This window comes from Arthrobacter sp. MDT2-3, assembly GCF_059090465.1.
In genome coordinates, this window is record NZ_JBNHFS010000003.1 from 239,156 (window position 1) to 255,364 (window position 16,209).

Here is a 16,209-nt window from a genome sequence, read left to right on the forward strand (position 1 = left end):
GTCCGTAGACCACGCCGGGCATGTCTGATCAATCAAGGGCGATATGTCAGGCCACGTTGTTCTCGTAGTCCACGTCGCGGGTTTCCTTGCTCACGAACAGGGCGATGAGGGTCAGCACGGCCATGGCGGTCAGGTAAATCCCCACCAGTACCGGGCTGCCGTCCGCCAGTTCCCAAAGCGCCACGGCAATGAACGGAGCCACCGCTGCGCCCAGGATGCTGGAGAAGTTGTAGCTCACAGCCGATCCTGTGTAGCGGACGTTGGTGGGGAACAGCTCCGGCAGCAGCGCACCCATCGGCCCGAAGGTCAGGCCCATCAGGGAGAAGCCGATGACCAGCAGGGCCATGGTGCCAATGAATCCGCCGCTGAACAGCGGGACAAAGAGCAGGCCGAAGACGAAGATCCCGCCCGTGACCGCCAGAAGCATCTTGCGCCGGCCGTACTTCTCAGCCAGCGGTCCGGAGACCAGCGTGAAGATTCCGAAGAACACGACGCCGGCGATCAGCATCCACAGGAAGTCGTTCCGGGAGTAGCCCAGGCCGGGAACGAAGGCAGCCGCGGCGGCCTCGGTCATTGGCTTTCCGGCCTTCTCGGCGGCGGCCCTGGCAGCGTCGAGGCTGGAGGGGCGGGTGCCGTAGGTCAGGGTGAACGTGGTCATCAGGTAGAAGAGCACGTACGTGGCAAGCATGATGAACGTGCCAAGGATCAGCTGGCGCCAGCTCGTCTTGAACACCCGGCCCAGGGGCAGCTTAGCCACCTCGTTGGACTCAAGGACCTTGGTGAAGGCCGGGGTTTCGATCAGTTTCAGGCGGACGTAGAGGCCGATGATGACCATAACGGCGCTCAGCAGGAACGGCACGCGCCAGCCCCAGGACTGGAAGTCAGCCGGGGACAGTGCGTAGCTGAAGACCAGGAAGATCACGTTGGCGATGATGAAGCCGATGGGGGCGCCCAACTGCGGGAAGGTGCCGTAGATGGCGCGCTTGTTGGCCGGAGCGTTCTCCGTGGCCAGCAGCGCGGCGCCGCTCCATTCGCCACCCAGGGCCAGGCCCTGGGCGAACCGCATAACCACCAGCAGTGCCGGAGCCCAGAATCCCCAGCCAGGTACCAGCGCGGTGGGCAGGCAGCCGATCAGGAACGTGGCAATACCCATGGTCAGCAGGGATGCCACCAGGGTGCCCTTGCGGCCGAACTTGTCCCCAAAGTGTCCAAAAACGATGGAGCCCAGCGGGCGGGCAATAAATGCCACCCCAAAGACGGCAAAGGAGCTCAGGAGCTGGGTGGTTTCATTTTGGTTGGGGAAGAACAGCTGCGGGAAAACCAGTACGGCCGCCGTCGCATAGACATAGAAGTCGTAGAACTCAACCGTGGTGCCGATCAGGCTGGCGACGATCACGCGGCCGCGTGAGTTCACCGGCTGCGGCGGTCCGGGCACCGTGGAGGTATTGGGGGATGACATAGGTAAACGCTTTCGTGAGAACCGGCCAGGCCGCGCCTTCAGGCCCGGCTCGAAATAGTTAGAGTTCAATATTAGTTCCCGCGGTCCAGTGAATGGACGAAAGGTCCACTATCCGGACATGTGCCGTGCGTCTCACTGTGTGGCCTTCCCCCCTGCCTCACGTCCGTCCCGGGCCGCCGATAGGCAAATGTCACAGCGCGTTAACAAACATCGTCTGTCCGTGAAACGCGGTGTCCCTACCGTGGAGGAACAACATCCCCCCGAAGGAGGTACCCCGTGACTGTTGACCGCACCGCTGATGCCGGACCCGGCAATTCCCTTGATCTGGACGAAACCGCAAGGCCCGGAACCGCCGCATCCGCCAGCGCACAGCCCGGCTCTACCCGCACCACAGACGCACCCGTACTTGAATTCCGTCCCGGCCGCTGGATCGCCAACTGGGATGCCGAGAACAAGGAGCAGTGGGAATCCGCAGGCCGCACCATTGCGCGCCGTAACCTCAACTGGTCAATCTTCGCCGAGTTCCTCGGCTTCGTGGTGTGGCAGCTCTGGTCCATCGTGGTGGTCCAGCTGCCCGCTGCAGGCTTCAACTTCTCCACTTCCGAGATTTTCTGGCTGATCTCCATGCCCAGCCTGGTCGGTGCGACCCTGCGCATCCCCTACACCTTTATGGTCCCCCGCTTCGGCGGCCGCAACTGGACCATCGTTTCCGCCCTGCTCCTCCTGATCCCCTCCATCGGCCTGGCACTGTGCGTCTCCAACCCGGAAACCCCGTTCGGTGTCATGCTGCTCGTGGCGGCCCTCGCGGGCTTCGGTGGCGGAAACTTCGCCAGCTCCATGGCCAACATCACCTTCTTTTATCCCGCCCGGGAAAAGGGCTGGGCGCTGGGCCTGAACGCCGCCGGCGGCAACATGGGTGCCGCCGTCGCACAGCTCGCTGTCCCGATCGTGATCACCCTGCTGGCCGTAGGCACCGTCAACCTGCCCATGGCCGGCTGGATGTGGGTGCCGTTCATCCTGGTGGCCGCTTTCGGCGCCTGGAAGTTCATGGACAACCTCACCAGCGCCAAGGGTGACATCGCGGGTTCGGTGGCTGCGCTGAAGGAACCACACCTGTGGATCATGGCACTGCTGTACATCGGCACCTTCGGCTCCTTCATCGGCTTCGCCGGCGTGTTCCCCAAGCTCATCAAGGACTACTTCCCGGCTTTCTCCTCGATCGGAGTAGGCACCGTGGCGCTCTCGCTGGCCTTCCTCGGCCCGCTGGTCGGCTCCCTGGCACGGCCGTATGGCGGACGCATGGCCGACAGGATGGGCGGCGCACGCATGACCGTGGCTGCCTTCGCTTCCATGGCCATCATCACCCTCACCATGATCTGGACCCTGCCGCTGAAGAACTTCTGGCTCTTCCTTGTCCTCTTCCTGATGCTCTTCACCGCCAGCGGCTTCGGCAACGGCGCAACCTACCGGATGATCCCCATCATCTTCGCCACCTCCAGCCGGGCCGCGAAGACCGGAGCCAGCACCGTGCAGACCCAGCGGCTCGCGTCCTCCGCCCTCGGCCTCATCTCGGCCATCGGCGCTTACGGCGGCTTTGTCATCCCGCAGGTGCTGAACGCCTCCAACACCGCCAGCGGATCCTACACACCGGCCTTCTACGGATTCGTCGGGGCCTACGTCCTGATGCTGGTTGTCTGCTGGGCCTTCTACATCCGCAACGCCAACCGAAATGCGATGGGACACGTCTAACATGACCAAAAGCGCCGACACGCACTGCCCTTACTGCGCCCTGCAGTGCGCCATGACGCTCACGTCTCCAGCGGAACTGGCCCCGGCTTCCCAGCCGGGGTCAGTCCCCGTGTCAGCACCGCCGGCAGCCGGGAGGCCCGGCCTTGGGGCGCCCGCCAAGGCACTCCTCGAGGTGAGCGGCCGGGACTTTCCCACTAACCGCGGCGGCCTCTGCCGCAAGGGCTGGACCTCCGCCACCCTTTTGAACCACCCGGGCCGGATTACCGAACCACTCCTGAAGGGCGCCGACGGCGTCCACCGCCCCATCAGCTGGGACCAGGCCCTGGACCTTGCGGTGTCCGCCGTTAAGGACGCCCGCGCCCGCTACGGACGGGACTCAGTGGGCGTTTTCGGCGGCGGCGGCCTCACCAACGAAAAGGCCTACATGCTGGGCAAGTTCGCCCGGCTCGCCCTGGGAACCTCTCGCATCGACTACAACGGACGGTTCTGCATGTCCTCGGCTGCGGCCGCCGGGATGCGGGCCTTCGGTGTTGACCGCGGCCTGCCCTTCCCGCTCGAAGCCCTGGACACCGCCAGCACCATCCTGATGCTGGGTTCCAACGTGGCCGAAACCATGCCGCCCTTCGTCCAGCACCTGAAGGGAACGCGCGACGCCGGCGGGCTGGTCGTGGTGGATCCGCGCCGCTCAGCCACGGCTGCCTTTACCGCCGACGGCGGCGGCCTCCACCTCCAGCCCCTCCCTGGAACCGACCTCGCCCTCCTGCTGGGCATCTCCCACGTCGTCATCCACGAGAACCTGATGGACACCACCTTTCTTGAGGAACGCACCTCGGGCTACAGCGCCGTGGCCCGCAGTGTGAACTCCTTCTGGCCGGAACGGGTGCAGTCCATCACCGGTGTCCCGGCTGAACTCATCCGTGAAACCGCACGCCGGCTCGCTGAGGGTGCGCGAAAGGGCGGCAGCTACATCCTCACCGGCCGTGGCGTGGAGCAGCATGTGGACGGCACTGATACCGCCACGGCTGCCATCAACCTCAGCCTCCTGCTCGGCCTGCCCGGATCGGCCCGCAGCGGCTACGGCACCCTCACCGGCCAGGGCAACGGCCAGGGCGGCCGGGAGCACGGCCAGAAGGCGGACCAGCTCCCCGGCTACCGCAAGATCACCGATCCCGCCGCCCGCGCCCACGTAGCCAAGGTGTGGGGCGTTTCGGAAAACCTGATCCCCGGGCCCGGCCTGCCGGCAGTCCAACTGCTTCAGTCACTGGGTAAGCCCGACGGCGTCCGCTGCCTTTTCGTCCACGCCTCCAACATCGCGGTGGCCTCCCCTGACGCCAACGCTGTCATCAACGGCTTGCGCAGCCTGGACTTCCTGATGGTCTGCGACTTCTTTATGTCCGAGACTGCGGCTGAGGCAGACCTCATACTTCCCGTTCTGCAATGGGCAGAGGAGGAAGGCACGCTGACCAACCTCGAAGGCCGCGTCCTCCGCCGCCGCCGCGCCCTCACCCCGCCCGCCGGAGCCCGCAGCGAGCTCTGGATTATGGCACGGCTGGCTGAAGCCCTCGACGCCCCGTCCACGTACAGCGAAGACCCGGAAACAGTGTTCGAGGAACTCCGGCTCGCTTCAGCCGGCGGACTCGCAGACTACTCCGGCATCGACTACGCCATGCTGGACCGCGGCGAAGCGGCCTACTGGCCCTATCCGTCGGGCAGCAAGGGAACCCCAAGGCTATTCCAGGACAAGTTCGCCCACGCCGACGGCAAAGCCGTGATGACCCCGGTGACGCCCCGCCGCCGTCGTACTCCCGCCGGGACCCCCCTTGGGGACGCCACAGCTCCGGCCGCGAAAACCATGACCCTCATCACCGGCCGCCTCCTGGAGCACTACCAGTCCGGCGCGCAGACCCGCCGCGTGGCTGAACTGCTGGAGGCCCGGCCCGAGGCCAAGCTGCAGCTCCATCCTGCCGCCGCGGCCACCATGGGCATCACCGAAGGCGTCCTCGTCTCGGTGGCCAATGAGCGCGGCGAGGTGCTGTGCCGGGCTGAGCTCAGCACAGCAATCCGCACGGACACGGTCTTCCTGCCGTTCCACTTCCCGGAACTCGAGAGCGCCAACCGTCTCACCGAGGCCGCCACGGACCCCATCTCCGGGATGCCCGAATTCAAGTTCAACAAAGTGTGGGTCCGGCCGGCTGCCACCCCCGTTTCAACCAGCGTGCTTCAAACGACGGAGGCCTCATGAGCGAGCAAGTTGTCATCGTAGGATTCGGACCGGTGGCTGCCCGGCTGGTTGATGAACTCCTGCCTGCCGTCCGCAGCGGCTCCCTGAACCTCACGGTTGTGGGCGCGGAGGCGGAAGCCGCGTACAACCGCGTGCTGGTTGCCGACCTCGGCGTGGGGCGGACCACCGCGGACGCCCTGGCGCTTTCCGACCCCGACGCCCTGGCTGCCGAGGGCGTGGACGTCCGGCTTGGCGTACGGGTCCGCCGCGTGGACCGTGCCAGGCAGCAGGTCCTCCTGTCCGACGGTGCCGTGGCGCACTACGACCGGCTGGTTTTCGCCACCGGTTCGCGTCCGGTGATTCCCAACCTGACCGGCATCAACCCGGATCCCACCTCGCCGGTCCTCCCCGCGGGAGTTACTGCGCTCCGCGACCTCCGTGATGCTCAGGTGCTGCGCCAGGCTGTGGACGGCGGCAAACGGGTGGTGGTCCTGGGCGGCGGCGTGCTCGGGCTGGAGACGGCCCTGGCCGCTGCGGAAGAAGGCGCCACCGTCACGGTGGTCCACAACGGGCCCCACCCGCTGGGCCGGAACATCGACCGCGGCGGCGGCGCCGTCCTGGCTGCGAGCCTCCGGCGCTGCGGCGTCCGGATGGCCGGCAACGCACGCTCCACCGGGGTGGAGCACAACGGGACCGACGGCGGGTTCTCGGCCCTGCTGCTTGACGACGGCTCCGCGATCGACGGCGACCTCCTGGTCATCTCGTGCGGCGTCCGTCCCCGGACGGAACTGGCAGAGGGCTGCGGGCTCTCCACCTCCGCCGGGATCCTGGTGGACCACCGGCTGCGGGCCCACCACGAACCGCACATCTTCGCCATCGGCGACTGCGCCGAAGTCCGTTGCCCCGATCCGGACTGCGCGCAGTGCCGGAACGCCAAAGGCCCGTCCGGGCTGGTCGGACCCGGGTGGCGCCAGGCCGAATGGCTGGCCGAGTACCTCACGCTCCTGGCGTCCGCTGCTCCAGAGGCAGCAGAGCTGTTGCCGGAATTGCCGGCCGAGCAGGCCGGCGTCATTGTCCTGAAGGCACGCGGCATGAACATGGCTGTGGCTGGTGACAACACTGCTGAACCGTGGGACGAGGAGATCCTCACGGCCGGTGCCGTCAACGGCCGGCCCCGGCTGCAGATCGCCCAGTGGGCGGACCCGGAACACGGCCGCTATGTGAAGATGACCACCCGCGGCGGCGTCCTGGAGGGCATCGTGGCCGTGGGTATGCCGCGGACCGCGGCCGAGCTGGTCGGCCTGTTTGAACGCGGCGCGGAACTCCCCGCCGACAGGTCGCTGCTGCTCCGCCTCGACGGGCCGGACCAGCTCCCGGGTGCGGCTGCGGATCCCCAAGGAACCGTCTGCCGGTGTGCGGGCATCAGCGGGGCGGCCATCGCGGGCGCGGTGGAGGAAGGCTGCTCAACCGTGGCCGAGGTGTCCAAGGCCACCCGGGCCGGCACTGGCTGCGGCGGCTGCCACGAGGACATCAAGGGGCTGATCGAAAAACATTTTCAGGCGGTCTCAACTTCCTGAATAGCGCCCGGGAGTTGAGCCTGCCGAAATCCCGGAAGTTTCTAGGCCGGTGCCTTCGGGATCAGAATCCAGAGCGCGATGTAAACCAGCTCGCCGATCCCCACCAGGCCAAAGATCACGAAGCCCAGCCGCACCAGGAATTTGGGGAGACCAAACCGGGCGGACAACGCCGCGCAGACTCCGCCGATCATCTTGCCGCTGCGGGGACGTATGAGGGCTGTTGTCATGACCTGTTCCCCTAAGCTTCCGTGCCGGAAGCGCCGTTGGAGCTAAGTTCCCCGTTGGCTACCGCTTCCGCATAGCGGGTAAGGTCCGGTCCGGGCTGGAAGTCGACGAACTGGTCCTTCAGTTGCTCAAAAAGGAACTTGTACACCTCGTCCTTGTCCGCGTTGGACAAAGTGGATGCTGCCTCCCGGACCGCTTCCTGCAGGGCCCTGTCGGCGTCGAGCAGGATTTTCTCCCTTGCCTGCTCATTCCATGTGACGTCCTTCAGTTCCACGAACTTCTCCTTGCGTCGATGGCTGATGCAGGGACGGCCGGGAAATTCACGATGAAGTTCCCGGCCGGTCCTCTAGGGAGTCTATGCAGGTAATACGAGAGCGGTCCAGACTCCCGTGCAGGAACCTACAGGTGGACGTGCAGGCGCCGCGCGGCCTCTGAAATGGATCCGGTCAGGGACGGGTACACGGTGAAGGTGCTGGCAACATCGTCCACGTGCAGCTTTTGCTTGACGGCGATGGAGATCGGGAAGATCAGCTCGGAAGCGTTCGGCCCCACTACCACTCCTCCGATCACTGTGCCCGATCCCTTTCGGGCGAAGATCTTCACAAAGCCGTCCTTGTGGTTGCGCATCTTGGCGCGGGCGTTGCTGCGCAGGGAAAGCTTGACCACATCGCCCTGGTACTTGCCGGAGTCGATCTCCGCTTCGGACACCCCGACGTTGGCAATCTCCGGCGAGGTGAAGATGTTGGACGCCACCTGGTGCAGCTTGAGCGGGGTGACGGTGTCGCCCATAAAGTGGGCCACGGCGATGCGTCCCTGCATGGCCGCCACAGAGGCCAGCGGCAGCACCCCGGTGCAGTCACCCGCGGCGTAAATGTTCGGCGCCGAGGTCCGGGAAACGCCGTCCACCTTGATGTGGCCGCTCTCGCTGAGCGCCACGCCGGCCTCTTCGAGTCCGATGCCGGCGGTGTTGGGAATGGAGCCCAGGCACAGCAGGCAGTGGCTGCCGGTGACCTTGGAGCCGTCGCTGAGGGTGACCACCACGCCGTCGTCCGTCCGTTCCACGGCCTCCGCACGGGAGCGGGACAGGACCCGGACGCCGCGGCGCTCGAACACTTCCTCCAGCACTACTGCGGCGTCCACATCGGAGCCCGGGAGCACCCGGTCGCGGCTGGAAATCAGCGTGACCTTGGAGCCCAGGCCGTTGTACGCGGAGGCAAACTCGGCCCCGGTTACGCCCGAACCCACCACGATTAGGTCCTGGGGCAGCTCATCCAGGTCGTAAATCTGCGTCCAGTTCAGGATCCGGTCGCCGTCCGGGCGGGCGGTGGCAAGCTCGCGCGGATGGGCGCCTACCGCAAGGAGGATGGTGTCCGCCTCGACCGTCTCGGTGCCCTCGGCCGTGAGGACCTCGATGGTGTGGTCATCCAGGAGCCTGCCGGAGCCGGCGAGGATGCGCACGCCCTGCTGGACCAGGCCGTCGTGGATGTCCTTGGACTGGCTGCGCGCCAGGTTGAGGAGGCGGTGATTGATGTGTTTGAGGTCCGCGCGCATCACGGGCACGAAGTCGCCGCCGTCGACGTCGAACTTCACGCCCAGCTCCCCCGCCTCGGCGACGCGGGTCATCAGGTCCGCCGTGGCAATCAGCGTCTTCGACGGGACGACGTCGGTCAGCACGGCTGAGCCGCCCAGACCCGCCCGTTCGATGATCGTGACCTGCGCTCCGAGCGAGGCGGCCACCATGGCGGCTTCGTATCCGCCGGGACCACCTCCCAGGATTGCGATCCGGGGTGAGCTGAAATCTGGATGCGTAGTCACAATCAATCATTCTCCCGCATCCGCAGCCGGACCACCAAAGAAAACGTTCTCTGGCGGATCCGGCCAAAGGGTGGGCGCGCGCGGAGCGGCAGGATAACTTGTACCAGTGAGTACAACAGACTTCCTGAAGACCGATCCCTTTGCTGCCGCACGCGCCGCCGCCGAGTACATTGCCGAGGAAACAGGCGTGGACAGCCACGACGTTGCCCTCGTGCTTGGCTCCGGCTGGGGCGAGGCCGCCGACCTCATCGGCGAAACCACCGCCACCCTGTCCGCCGAGGAGGTCCCCGGCTTCCACGCTCCCGCTGTTGTTGGGCATGTGGGCACCATCCGCTCGGTGCTCACCAAGGAGGGCAAGCGGGCGCTGGTCCTGGGCGCGCGGACCCACTACTACGAGGGCAAGGGCGTCCGTGCCGTAGTGCACGGCATCAGGACGGCAGCAGCTGCCGGCTGCAGCACCCTGGTGCTTACCAATGGCTGCGGCGGGCTGAACGAAAACTGGGCTCCCGGGACGCCGGTGCTGATCAGCGATCACATCAACCTCACCGCCGCCTCACCCCTGGAGGGCGCCACGTTTGTTGACCTGACAGATCTCTACTCCGCCAGGATTCGTGGACTGGCCCGCGAAGTTGATGCCACCCTGGAGGAGGGTGTCTACGCCCAGTTCCCCGGCCCGCACTACGAGACGCCGGCCGAGGTGCAGTACGCCAAGCGCATCGGGGCCGACCTGGTGGGAATGTCCACGGCTTTGGAGGCCATCGCGGGACGCCACGCCGGGATGGAAGTCTTCGGTATCTCGCTGGTCACTAATCTTGCCGCCGGCATCAGCCCGCAGCCCCTCAGCCACGAGGAAGTCCTTGAGTCAGGACAGGCTGCAGGCCCGCGCATTTCCAAACTCCTTGCCGAAATCATCGCCAAACTCTGATCCGGCGCGAGGCCGCCACGCCCTTGTTGAGCCAGCCAGGCGGCGCGGCTTCAGAAGCAGGGCAGGGGCTGGGATTATGCCGTTTCGACGGCGGGCAGCAAGAGATCGGGAGCCAATGACGATAGCGTTATGCCCATGACGTCCTCCGATGCCGATTCCCGCCTGCTCACCGAAGCCCGCGAATGGGCTGCCCAGGACCCGGACGCGGAAACTTCGGCTTCCCTCCTGGAACTCGTCCGGCTCGTTGGAGAAGGCGCCCCGGCGGCCCGGCAGGAACTCGAAGACAGCTTCCGCGGGACACTGCAGTTCGGCACCGCAGGCTTGCGGGCGGCGCTGGGCCCCGGACCCAACCGGATGAACCGGGTGGTGGTGCGCCGGGCCGCGGCCGGTCTGGCGGACTTCCTCATCACGGCAGTGGGCGAGGCGTCGCCGGGGACCCGGCCGCGCGCCGTCGTCGGCTATGACGCCCGGTACAACTCGGATATCTTCGCTGAAGAAACCGCCGCCATCTTTACCGCGGCCGGAATAGAAACCTTCCTGATGCCGGCGGCGCTGCCCACTCCCCTGCTGGCTTACGCGGTGCGGGCCCTGGAGTGCGACGGCGGCGTAATGGTCACGGCCAGCCACAACCCGCCGCAGGACAACGGCTACAAAGTGTACCTCGGCCGCCATGCCATCACGGAAAGCGGCAACGGCGCGCAGATCGTGGCGCCTTATGACGAGCAGATCGCGGCCCGCATCAACGCGGTGGGGCCGGTGAAGTCCATTGTTCTTGCCTCCAGCGGCTGGACAGTGCTCGACGGGTCCCTGGCCGCGGGTTACGAGCAGGCCACCGCGGCATTGGTCCTTCCGGAGCGCTTCCCCGCCCGTGACCTGCGCATCGTCCTCACGCCGATGCACGGCGTGGGTGGCGAAACTGCGAAGGCGGTGCTGAAGGCGGCCGGCTTCACCGACGTTACGCTCGTGGCCGAGCAGGCCGAACCGGACCCGGACTTTCCCACCGTCAGTTTCCCGAACCCGGAAGAACCCGGAGCGCTTGACCTGGCGCTGGAAACGGCGGAACGGCTCGCCGCTGACATCGTCATTGCCAATGATCCCGACGCCGACAGGGCTGCGGTTGCGGCGAAGGATCCGGATACCGGTGCCTGGCGGATGCTCCGCGGAGACGAAGTTGGCGCGCTGCTGGGAGCCCACATCGCGGCGCGGCTGGCCGCAGCTGACGGTGATGACGGCGGCCGGGACAGCAACGGTGTGTTCGCGAATTCGATCGTGTCGTCACGGCTCCTGGCCCGGATCGCCGCGGCGGCAGGCTACGCGCATGTGGAAACACTGACAGGATTCAAATGGATTTCGCGGGTGCCCGGCCTGCTGTACGGCTATGAGGAAGCCCTGGGCTACTGCGTGGCGCCTGATGTTGTGAAGGACAAGGACGGCATCTCCGCGGCGGTGCTGATCGCGGAACTCGCGGCCGCCGCCAAGGCTGACGGTAAGACCATCTTTGACACCCTGGACGAGCTGTACCTGCAGCACGGCCTGCACGCCAGCGACCAGCTCAGCATCCGGGTGGCGGACCTGGGCCTCCTGGACGCCATGATGAACCGGCTCCGGGTCAGCCCGCCGGAATCCTTCGGGTCATCCGCGGTGGAGGTATTCACGGACCTGGCGGAGGGCAGCGGACAGCTTCCTCCCACCGACGGGCTCCTCTACCTCACAAGGGACCTCACCCGGGTGATCATCCGGCCCAGCGGCACCGAGCCCAAGCTCAAGTGCTACCTCGAAGTGATTCACCACGTAGGTACCGCGGCCGAACTGCCGGAAGCCCGGCTGGCAGCGCGGGCAGCGTTGGACGAGGTGCTGCAAGACGTCAGTGAGGCCCTGGGGCTGTAGCCCCGGGCACCCGCGCTAAAAACCTTCTAAAGCTCGATCTCGACGAAACCGTCGGTGATCCGGGTGTTGAAGGTTGCAAGGCTCAGGCCCGGGGTACTGAAGCATTCGCCGGTCTCCAGGTCGTAGACCTCTTTGTGCAGCGGTGAAGCGATGGTGGGACGGGCGCCCCGTGATCCGAGGATTCCCCGCGCCATCACGTGGGCGCCGGTGGCCGGGTCCTCGTGTGCCACCGCGAAAACTTCGTTGGGTCCGGTGCGGAAGAGTGCGATCTGTCGTCCCCCGACGAGGGCTGCTTCGCCCCAGGCCGGTTCCAGGTCATCCACCAGGCAGACGCGGTGCCAGCCGGCGCCGGTTACGGCCTCGTCGATGCCGGCTGCGAGTGCCCCAAGTTCCAGTGTTGCCGTCATGTCGGCCCCTCTCCCTGTGCGTGTAGTCCTTGCGATTGGCTGCCTCTGCGGCCGTTTTCCACGCTAGGCTCCCGGTGTTTCAACGGGGTGCAGTGAATGTGTCCAGCGCGTAAAAGACACCTCACGCCGCCGGAAACGCGTTCGTGATGCAGAAGTTAAGTTGACGAAACAATTGGGAAACTGAAGCGAAACTGCGTCTCCCTAGTCTGGATGGACAGCTCGACAGAGAAGGCTGCAGGAACACACTGCGGCCCATGCGAAAGGCCCACAGTGACCGAACAGACTTCAAGCACAGAGACTCCGCGCCGCATTGTCGTCGCCGGCGGCGGCCCCGCGGCCCACCGTTTTGCGGACGCAATGCATGCCCGTGGCCTCGATGGTTGGCATGTCACGGTCCTCACTGAGGAAGCCCACCTCCCCTACGACCGCGTGGCACTCAGCAAGGCCCTGACGGAAATGGACTACGACCTCACTCTCGGCGAGGCGAGCATGTGGGACCACGAGGCCATGTCCCTGAAGACCGGCGAGCGCGTCATCAAGATCAACCACGAAGCCAAGTACGTGGAGACCGCGGCGGGCAACGTCTTCGAATACGACGAACTTGTTGTCGCGACCGGTTCGAATGCCGCCCGCCTGCCGATCCCCGGCGCCGAGCACACACACGTCTACCGGACGCTGGAAGATGTCTGGGCCATCAACAAGGCCATTGCCGAACTCACCGGGAAGCTCGGACGCAAGGTCAACGCGGTCACCATCGGTGGAGGCCTTCTCGGGCTCGAGTCCGCGGCCGGCACGGAACAGCTGGGGGCCAACCCCATCGTCATCGACGGTTCCCAGTGGCTGATGGCCACCCAGCTCGACGAAGGCGCGGGCCAGGCAATGGGCCGGCTCATCAAGGCCAAGGGCTTCGAAGTCCACGGCGGCGTCTTCCCGTCGGAAGTCTTGACCGACGACGACGGACAGGTCACCGGCGTCCTGATGGCTGACGGCCGCGTCATCGACGCAGACCTCGTCATCGTCGCCATCGGCGTCCGCCCGCGCGACGAACTGTTCCGGGCGGCCGAAGGCGAGGAGCAGCTGTTCAGCCTCGGCCAGCGCGGCGGCGTGGTCATCAACGACTACTGCGCCACGGAAGTACCCGGCATCTGGGCCATCGGTGAAGTGGCAAACTACGGAGGCATGTGCCTGGGCCTGGTGGCCCCCGCCAACACCATGGCCGAGATCGTGGCCGACCGCCTGCACGGCGGCGACGCCACCTTCCCCGGCTTTGACACCGCCACGAAGCTGAAACTCTCCGGGGTGGACGTCGCCAGCTTCGGTGACGCCTTCGCCAAGACCGAGCACGCCCTGGAAATTGTCTACGCCGACCCCGCCCGCGGCGTTTACCAGAAGATCGTCACCACCGACGATGCCAAGACCCTCCTGGGCGGCATCTTCGTGGGCGACGCTTCACCGTACATGAGCCTGCGCCCGCTGCTGGGCCGCGAACTTCCCGCCGAGCCGGGTGCGTTCCTCAGTGCCGCGGGCGGCGGTGAAGCCCCCGAAACCGAGCTGCCGGACGATGCCACTCTCTGCTCCTGCAACAACGTCACCGCTGGCAGCATCCGCGACGCCATTAACGGCTGCGGTGCCTGCGAGGGCAACGCCCCGGTGCAGGAACTGGGCGAGCTGAAGGGCTGCACCCGGGCCGGCACCCAGTGCGGCTCCTGCGTTCCCATGCTCAAGAAGCTGCTGGAAACCGAGCTGACCAAGTCCGGCGTCGAGGTCTCCAAGGCCCTCTGCGAGCACATCGAACTGTCCCGCCAGGAACTCTTCGACGCCATCCGCGTCCTGGAGCTGACCTCCTTCGAGGAGATCATGGCCAAGTACGGCACTGGCGCGGGTTGCGACATCTGCAAGCCGACCATCGCCAACATCCTGGCCAGCCAGAACAGCGCGTACGTCCTTGACGCCGGCCGCGGAACCCTGCAGGACACGAACGATCGCGCCCTGGCCAACATGCAGAAGGACGGCACCTACTCGGTGGTCCCCCGCATCGCCGGCGGCGAGATCACCCCCAAGAAGCTGGGTGTCATCGCAGCCGTCGCCGAGAAGTACAACCTCTACACCAAGATCACCGGCGGCCAGCGGATCGACATGTTCGGGGCCCGCCTGGAGCAGTTGCCGGAGATCTGGAAGGAACTGGTGGACGCCGGCTTCGAATCCGGCCAGGCATACGGCAAGAGCCTGCGCACCGTGAAGTCCTGCGTCGGTTCCACCTGGTGCCGCTTCGGCGTCCAGGACTCGGTGGCCATGGCCATCCAGCTGGAACTGCGCTACCGCGGCCTCCGGAGCCCGCACAAGCTCAAGATGGGCGTCTCCGGCTGCGCCCGTGAATGCGCGGAGGCCCGCGGCAAGGACGTCGGCGTGATCGCCACCGCCGATGGCTGGAACCTGTACGTCGGCGGCAACGGCGGTGCCACCCCGGCCCACGCCCAGCTCCTCGCCAAGGACCTGGACGATGAGACGCTGATCAAGTACATCGACCGCTACTTCATGTACTACATCCGCACCGCGGACCGCCTGCAGCGCACCGCCCGCTGGCAGGAAGAGCTCGACGGCGGCATCAAGCATGTTGAGGACGTGGTGGTCAAGGACACCCTGGGCATCGCCGAGGACCTCGAGGCGGCCATGGCGAAGCACGTGGACACCTACATCGACGAGTGGGCGGACACCCTCAAGGACCCCGAGCGCCTGCGCCGGTTCCGCTCCTTTGTCAACGCCCCCGACCAGAAGGACGACTCCATCACCTTCGTCCCGGACGAGCGCGGCCAGATGCGCCCGGCTACTCCCGAGGAGAAGGGGAAGGTCCTGATCGGGGCTTCCATTCCCGTCCGGCCCACCAGCGAGAATGAGGTATAGGCATGCAGCTCAGCATTGATCTCACCGGCCGCGAGGTCCTGGTCACCGGCTCTGACCACGCCGCACGCCAGGCGGTCCGCCGCTACGAAGCCGCCGGCGCCGTCGTCTACCGCCTCAGCACCCCGCAGGGTGCCGGCCACGATGGCCCGCTCCCCGAGCGTCCCTTCCTGGTCGCCGCGGTCGACGACGGCCAGCCGGGCTGGGAGGCCCTGCTGGGCAGGTGCCGGGAAACCGGGATTCCGGTCGCCGCCGAGCCGGCGGCCGGACCAGTGGGCCACGTCACCCTCGTGGGTGGCGGCCCTGGAACAGCCGAGTTGCTCACCGTCGGTGCCGTCAACGCCCTCCGTGACGCCGACGTCGTCTTTTATGACCGCCTGGCCCCGTGCCAGGAGCTGGCGTCCCTGACCTCGGCCGAGCTGGTGGATGTGGGCAAGAAGCCCGGGCACCACAAAGTCAGCCAGGGCGACATCGAAAAGCTGATGGTGGAAAGTGCCCTCGCAGGCAACAACGTGGTCCGGCTCAAAGGCGGTGACCCTTACGTCTTTGGCCGCGGCGGGGAGGAAGTCGCTTCCTGCGTTGCTGCCGGGGTGCCCGTACGCGTCATCTCCGGCGTCACGAGTGCCATCTCCGTTCCGGCGGCCGCCGGAATCCCGGTCACGCACCGGGAAGTCAGCCACATGTTCACCGTGGTCTCCGGGCACGCCCCGCTGACCGAAAAGGAGCACGGCCACCTGGCGGGCCTGGGCGGGACCATCGTTGTCCTGATGGGCATCGGCACCCTCCACCAGCTCGCGGCCGGACTCCGCCGGGCAGGGATGCGCGCCGATATGCCCATGGCCGTTGTTGAACGCGGTTACCGGCCGGGGCAGCGCACCACTATCGCGGATCTTGGCACCATCACCACCGCAGCCGCCGGCTGCAGCAACCCGGCTGTGCTGGTCATCGGTGAGGTGGTTCGGGTGGCGGAAGCCAACCGCGGGCACGCTGAGGCCGCCGCCGACCTGGACAGGCTGGCGGCCTCGCTGCTGGGCTCGTGAAAGGAT

The 16,209-nt window shown here is 66.5% G+C and carries 12 protein-coding genes; 7 read left to right on the forward strand and 5 right to left on the reverse strand.

What is annotated here, in order from left to right; genetic code table 11:
- Positions 1-46: 46 nt before the first annotated feature.
- Positions 47-1,459, reverse strand: coding sequence for an MFS transporter (locus tag AC5RUQ_RS11105; protein WP_493947381.1), 1,413 nt, complete (start codon positions 1,457-1,459; stop codon positions 47-49).
- A gap of 276 nt (positions 1,460-1,735) precedes the next feature.
- Here AC5RUQ_RS11105 and AC5RUQ_RS11110 point away from each other — a divergent pair, with 276 nt between their 5' ends.
- Genes AC5RUQ_RS11110 through AC5RUQ_RS11120 form a run of 3 tightly spaced genes read left to right on the forward strand, consistent with a single transcriptional unit; the run spans position 1,736 to position 7,006 of the window.
- Positions 1,736-3,208 carry an MFS transporter gene (locus AC5RUQ_RS11110; RefSeq protein WP_493947382.1) on the forward strand — a complete coding sequence of 491 codons (1,473 nt, stop codon included), beginning with the start codon at positions 1,736-1,738 and terminating at the stop codon, positions 3,206-3,208.
- Position 3,209: 1 nt separating this feature from the next.
- Positions 3,210-5,450 carry a molybdopterin oxidoreductase family protein gene (locus AC5RUQ_RS11115; protein ID WP_493947383.1) on the forward strand — a complete coding sequence of 747 codons (2,241 nt, stop codon included), beginning with the start codon at positions 3,210-3,212 and terminating at the stop codon, positions 5,448-5,450.
- Complete coding sequence (locus AC5RUQ_RS11120; protein WP_493947384.1) at positions 5,447-7,006, forward strand: FAD-dependent oxidoreductase; 1,560 nt, start codon at positions 5,447-5,449, stop codon at positions 7,004-7,006. Before AC5RUQ_RS11115 ends, AC5RUQ_RS11120 begins: the two co-directional genes overlap by 4 nt.
- Before the next feature lie 41 nt (positions 7,007-7,047).
- Here AC5RUQ_RS11120 and AC5RUQ_RS11125 read toward each other — a convergent pair whose 3' ends face one another.
- The 3 genes from AC5RUQ_RS11125 to AC5RUQ_RS11135 all read right to left on the reverse strand — a co-directional run bounded on the left by AC5RUQ_RS11125 (position 7,048) and on the right by AC5RUQ_RS11135 (position 9,046).
- Positions 7,048-7,233, reverse strand: coding sequence for a PspC domain-containing protein (locus tag AC5RUQ_RS11125; RefSeq protein ID WP_493947385.1), 186 nt, complete (start codon positions 7,231-7,233; stop codon positions 7,048-7,050).
- An 11-nt stretch (positions 7,234-7,244) separates the two neighbouring features.
- Complete coding sequence (locus AC5RUQ_RS11130; RefSeq protein ID WP_493947386.1) at positions 7,245-7,505, reverse strand: hypothetical protein; 261 nt, start codon at positions 7,503-7,505, stop codon at positions 7,245-7,247.
- Positions 7,506-7,630: 125 nt separating this feature from the next.
- Positions 7,631-9,046 (reverse strand): NAD(P)H-quinone dehydrogenase, encoded by a 1,416-nt coding sequence (locus AC5RUQ_RS11135; protein WP_493947387.1) that lies wholly within the window; start codon positions 9,044-9,046, stop codon positions 7,631-7,633.
- A gap of 106 nt (positions 9,047-9,152) precedes the next feature.
- Here AC5RUQ_RS11135 and AC5RUQ_RS11140 point away from each other — a divergent pair, with 106 nt between their 5' ends.
- The gene (locus tag AC5RUQ_RS11140; RefSeq protein ID WP_493947388.1) at positions 9,153-9,971 is read left to right on the forward strand and encodes a purine-nucleoside phosphorylase; all 819 of its coding nucleotides are present in this window, start codon (positions 9,153-9,155) and stop codon (positions 9,969-9,971) included.
- 135 nt (positions 9,972-10,106) lie between these two features.
- The gene (locus AC5RUQ_RS11145; protein WP_493947389.1) at positions 10,107-11,858 is read left to right on the forward strand and encodes a phospho-sugar mutase; all 1,752 of its coding nucleotides are present in this window, start codon (positions 10,107-10,109) and stop codon (positions 11,856-11,858) included.
- A gap of 26 nt (positions 11,859-11,884) precedes the next feature.
- Here the strand turns inward: AC5RUQ_RS11145 and nirD are convergent, their stop codons facing one another.
- Positions 11,885-12,265 (reverse strand): nitrite reductase small subunit NirD, encoded by a 381-nt coding sequence (gene nirD / locus AC5RUQ_RS11150; RefSeq protein WP_493947390.1) that lies wholly within the window; start codon positions 12,263-12,265, stop codon positions 11,885-11,887.
- Positions 12,266-12,535: 270 nt separating this feature from the next.
- On the opposite strand from nirD, the gene nirB reads away from it, so the two are divergent.
- Entirely contained in the window at positions 12,536-15,166 is a 2,631-nt protein-coding gene (gene nirB / locus AC5RUQ_RS11155) for a nitrite reductase large subunit NirB (RefSeq protein ID WP_493947391.1), read from the forward strand.
- 2 nt (positions 15,167-15,168) lie between these two features.
- A complete protein-coding gene (cobA, locus tag AC5RUQ_RS11160; protein WP_493947392.1) occupies positions 15,169-16,203 on the forward strand; it encodes a uroporphyrinogen-III C-methyltransferase in 1,035 nt (344 codons plus the stop codon).
- Positions 16,204-16,209 lie beyond the last annotated feature (6 nt).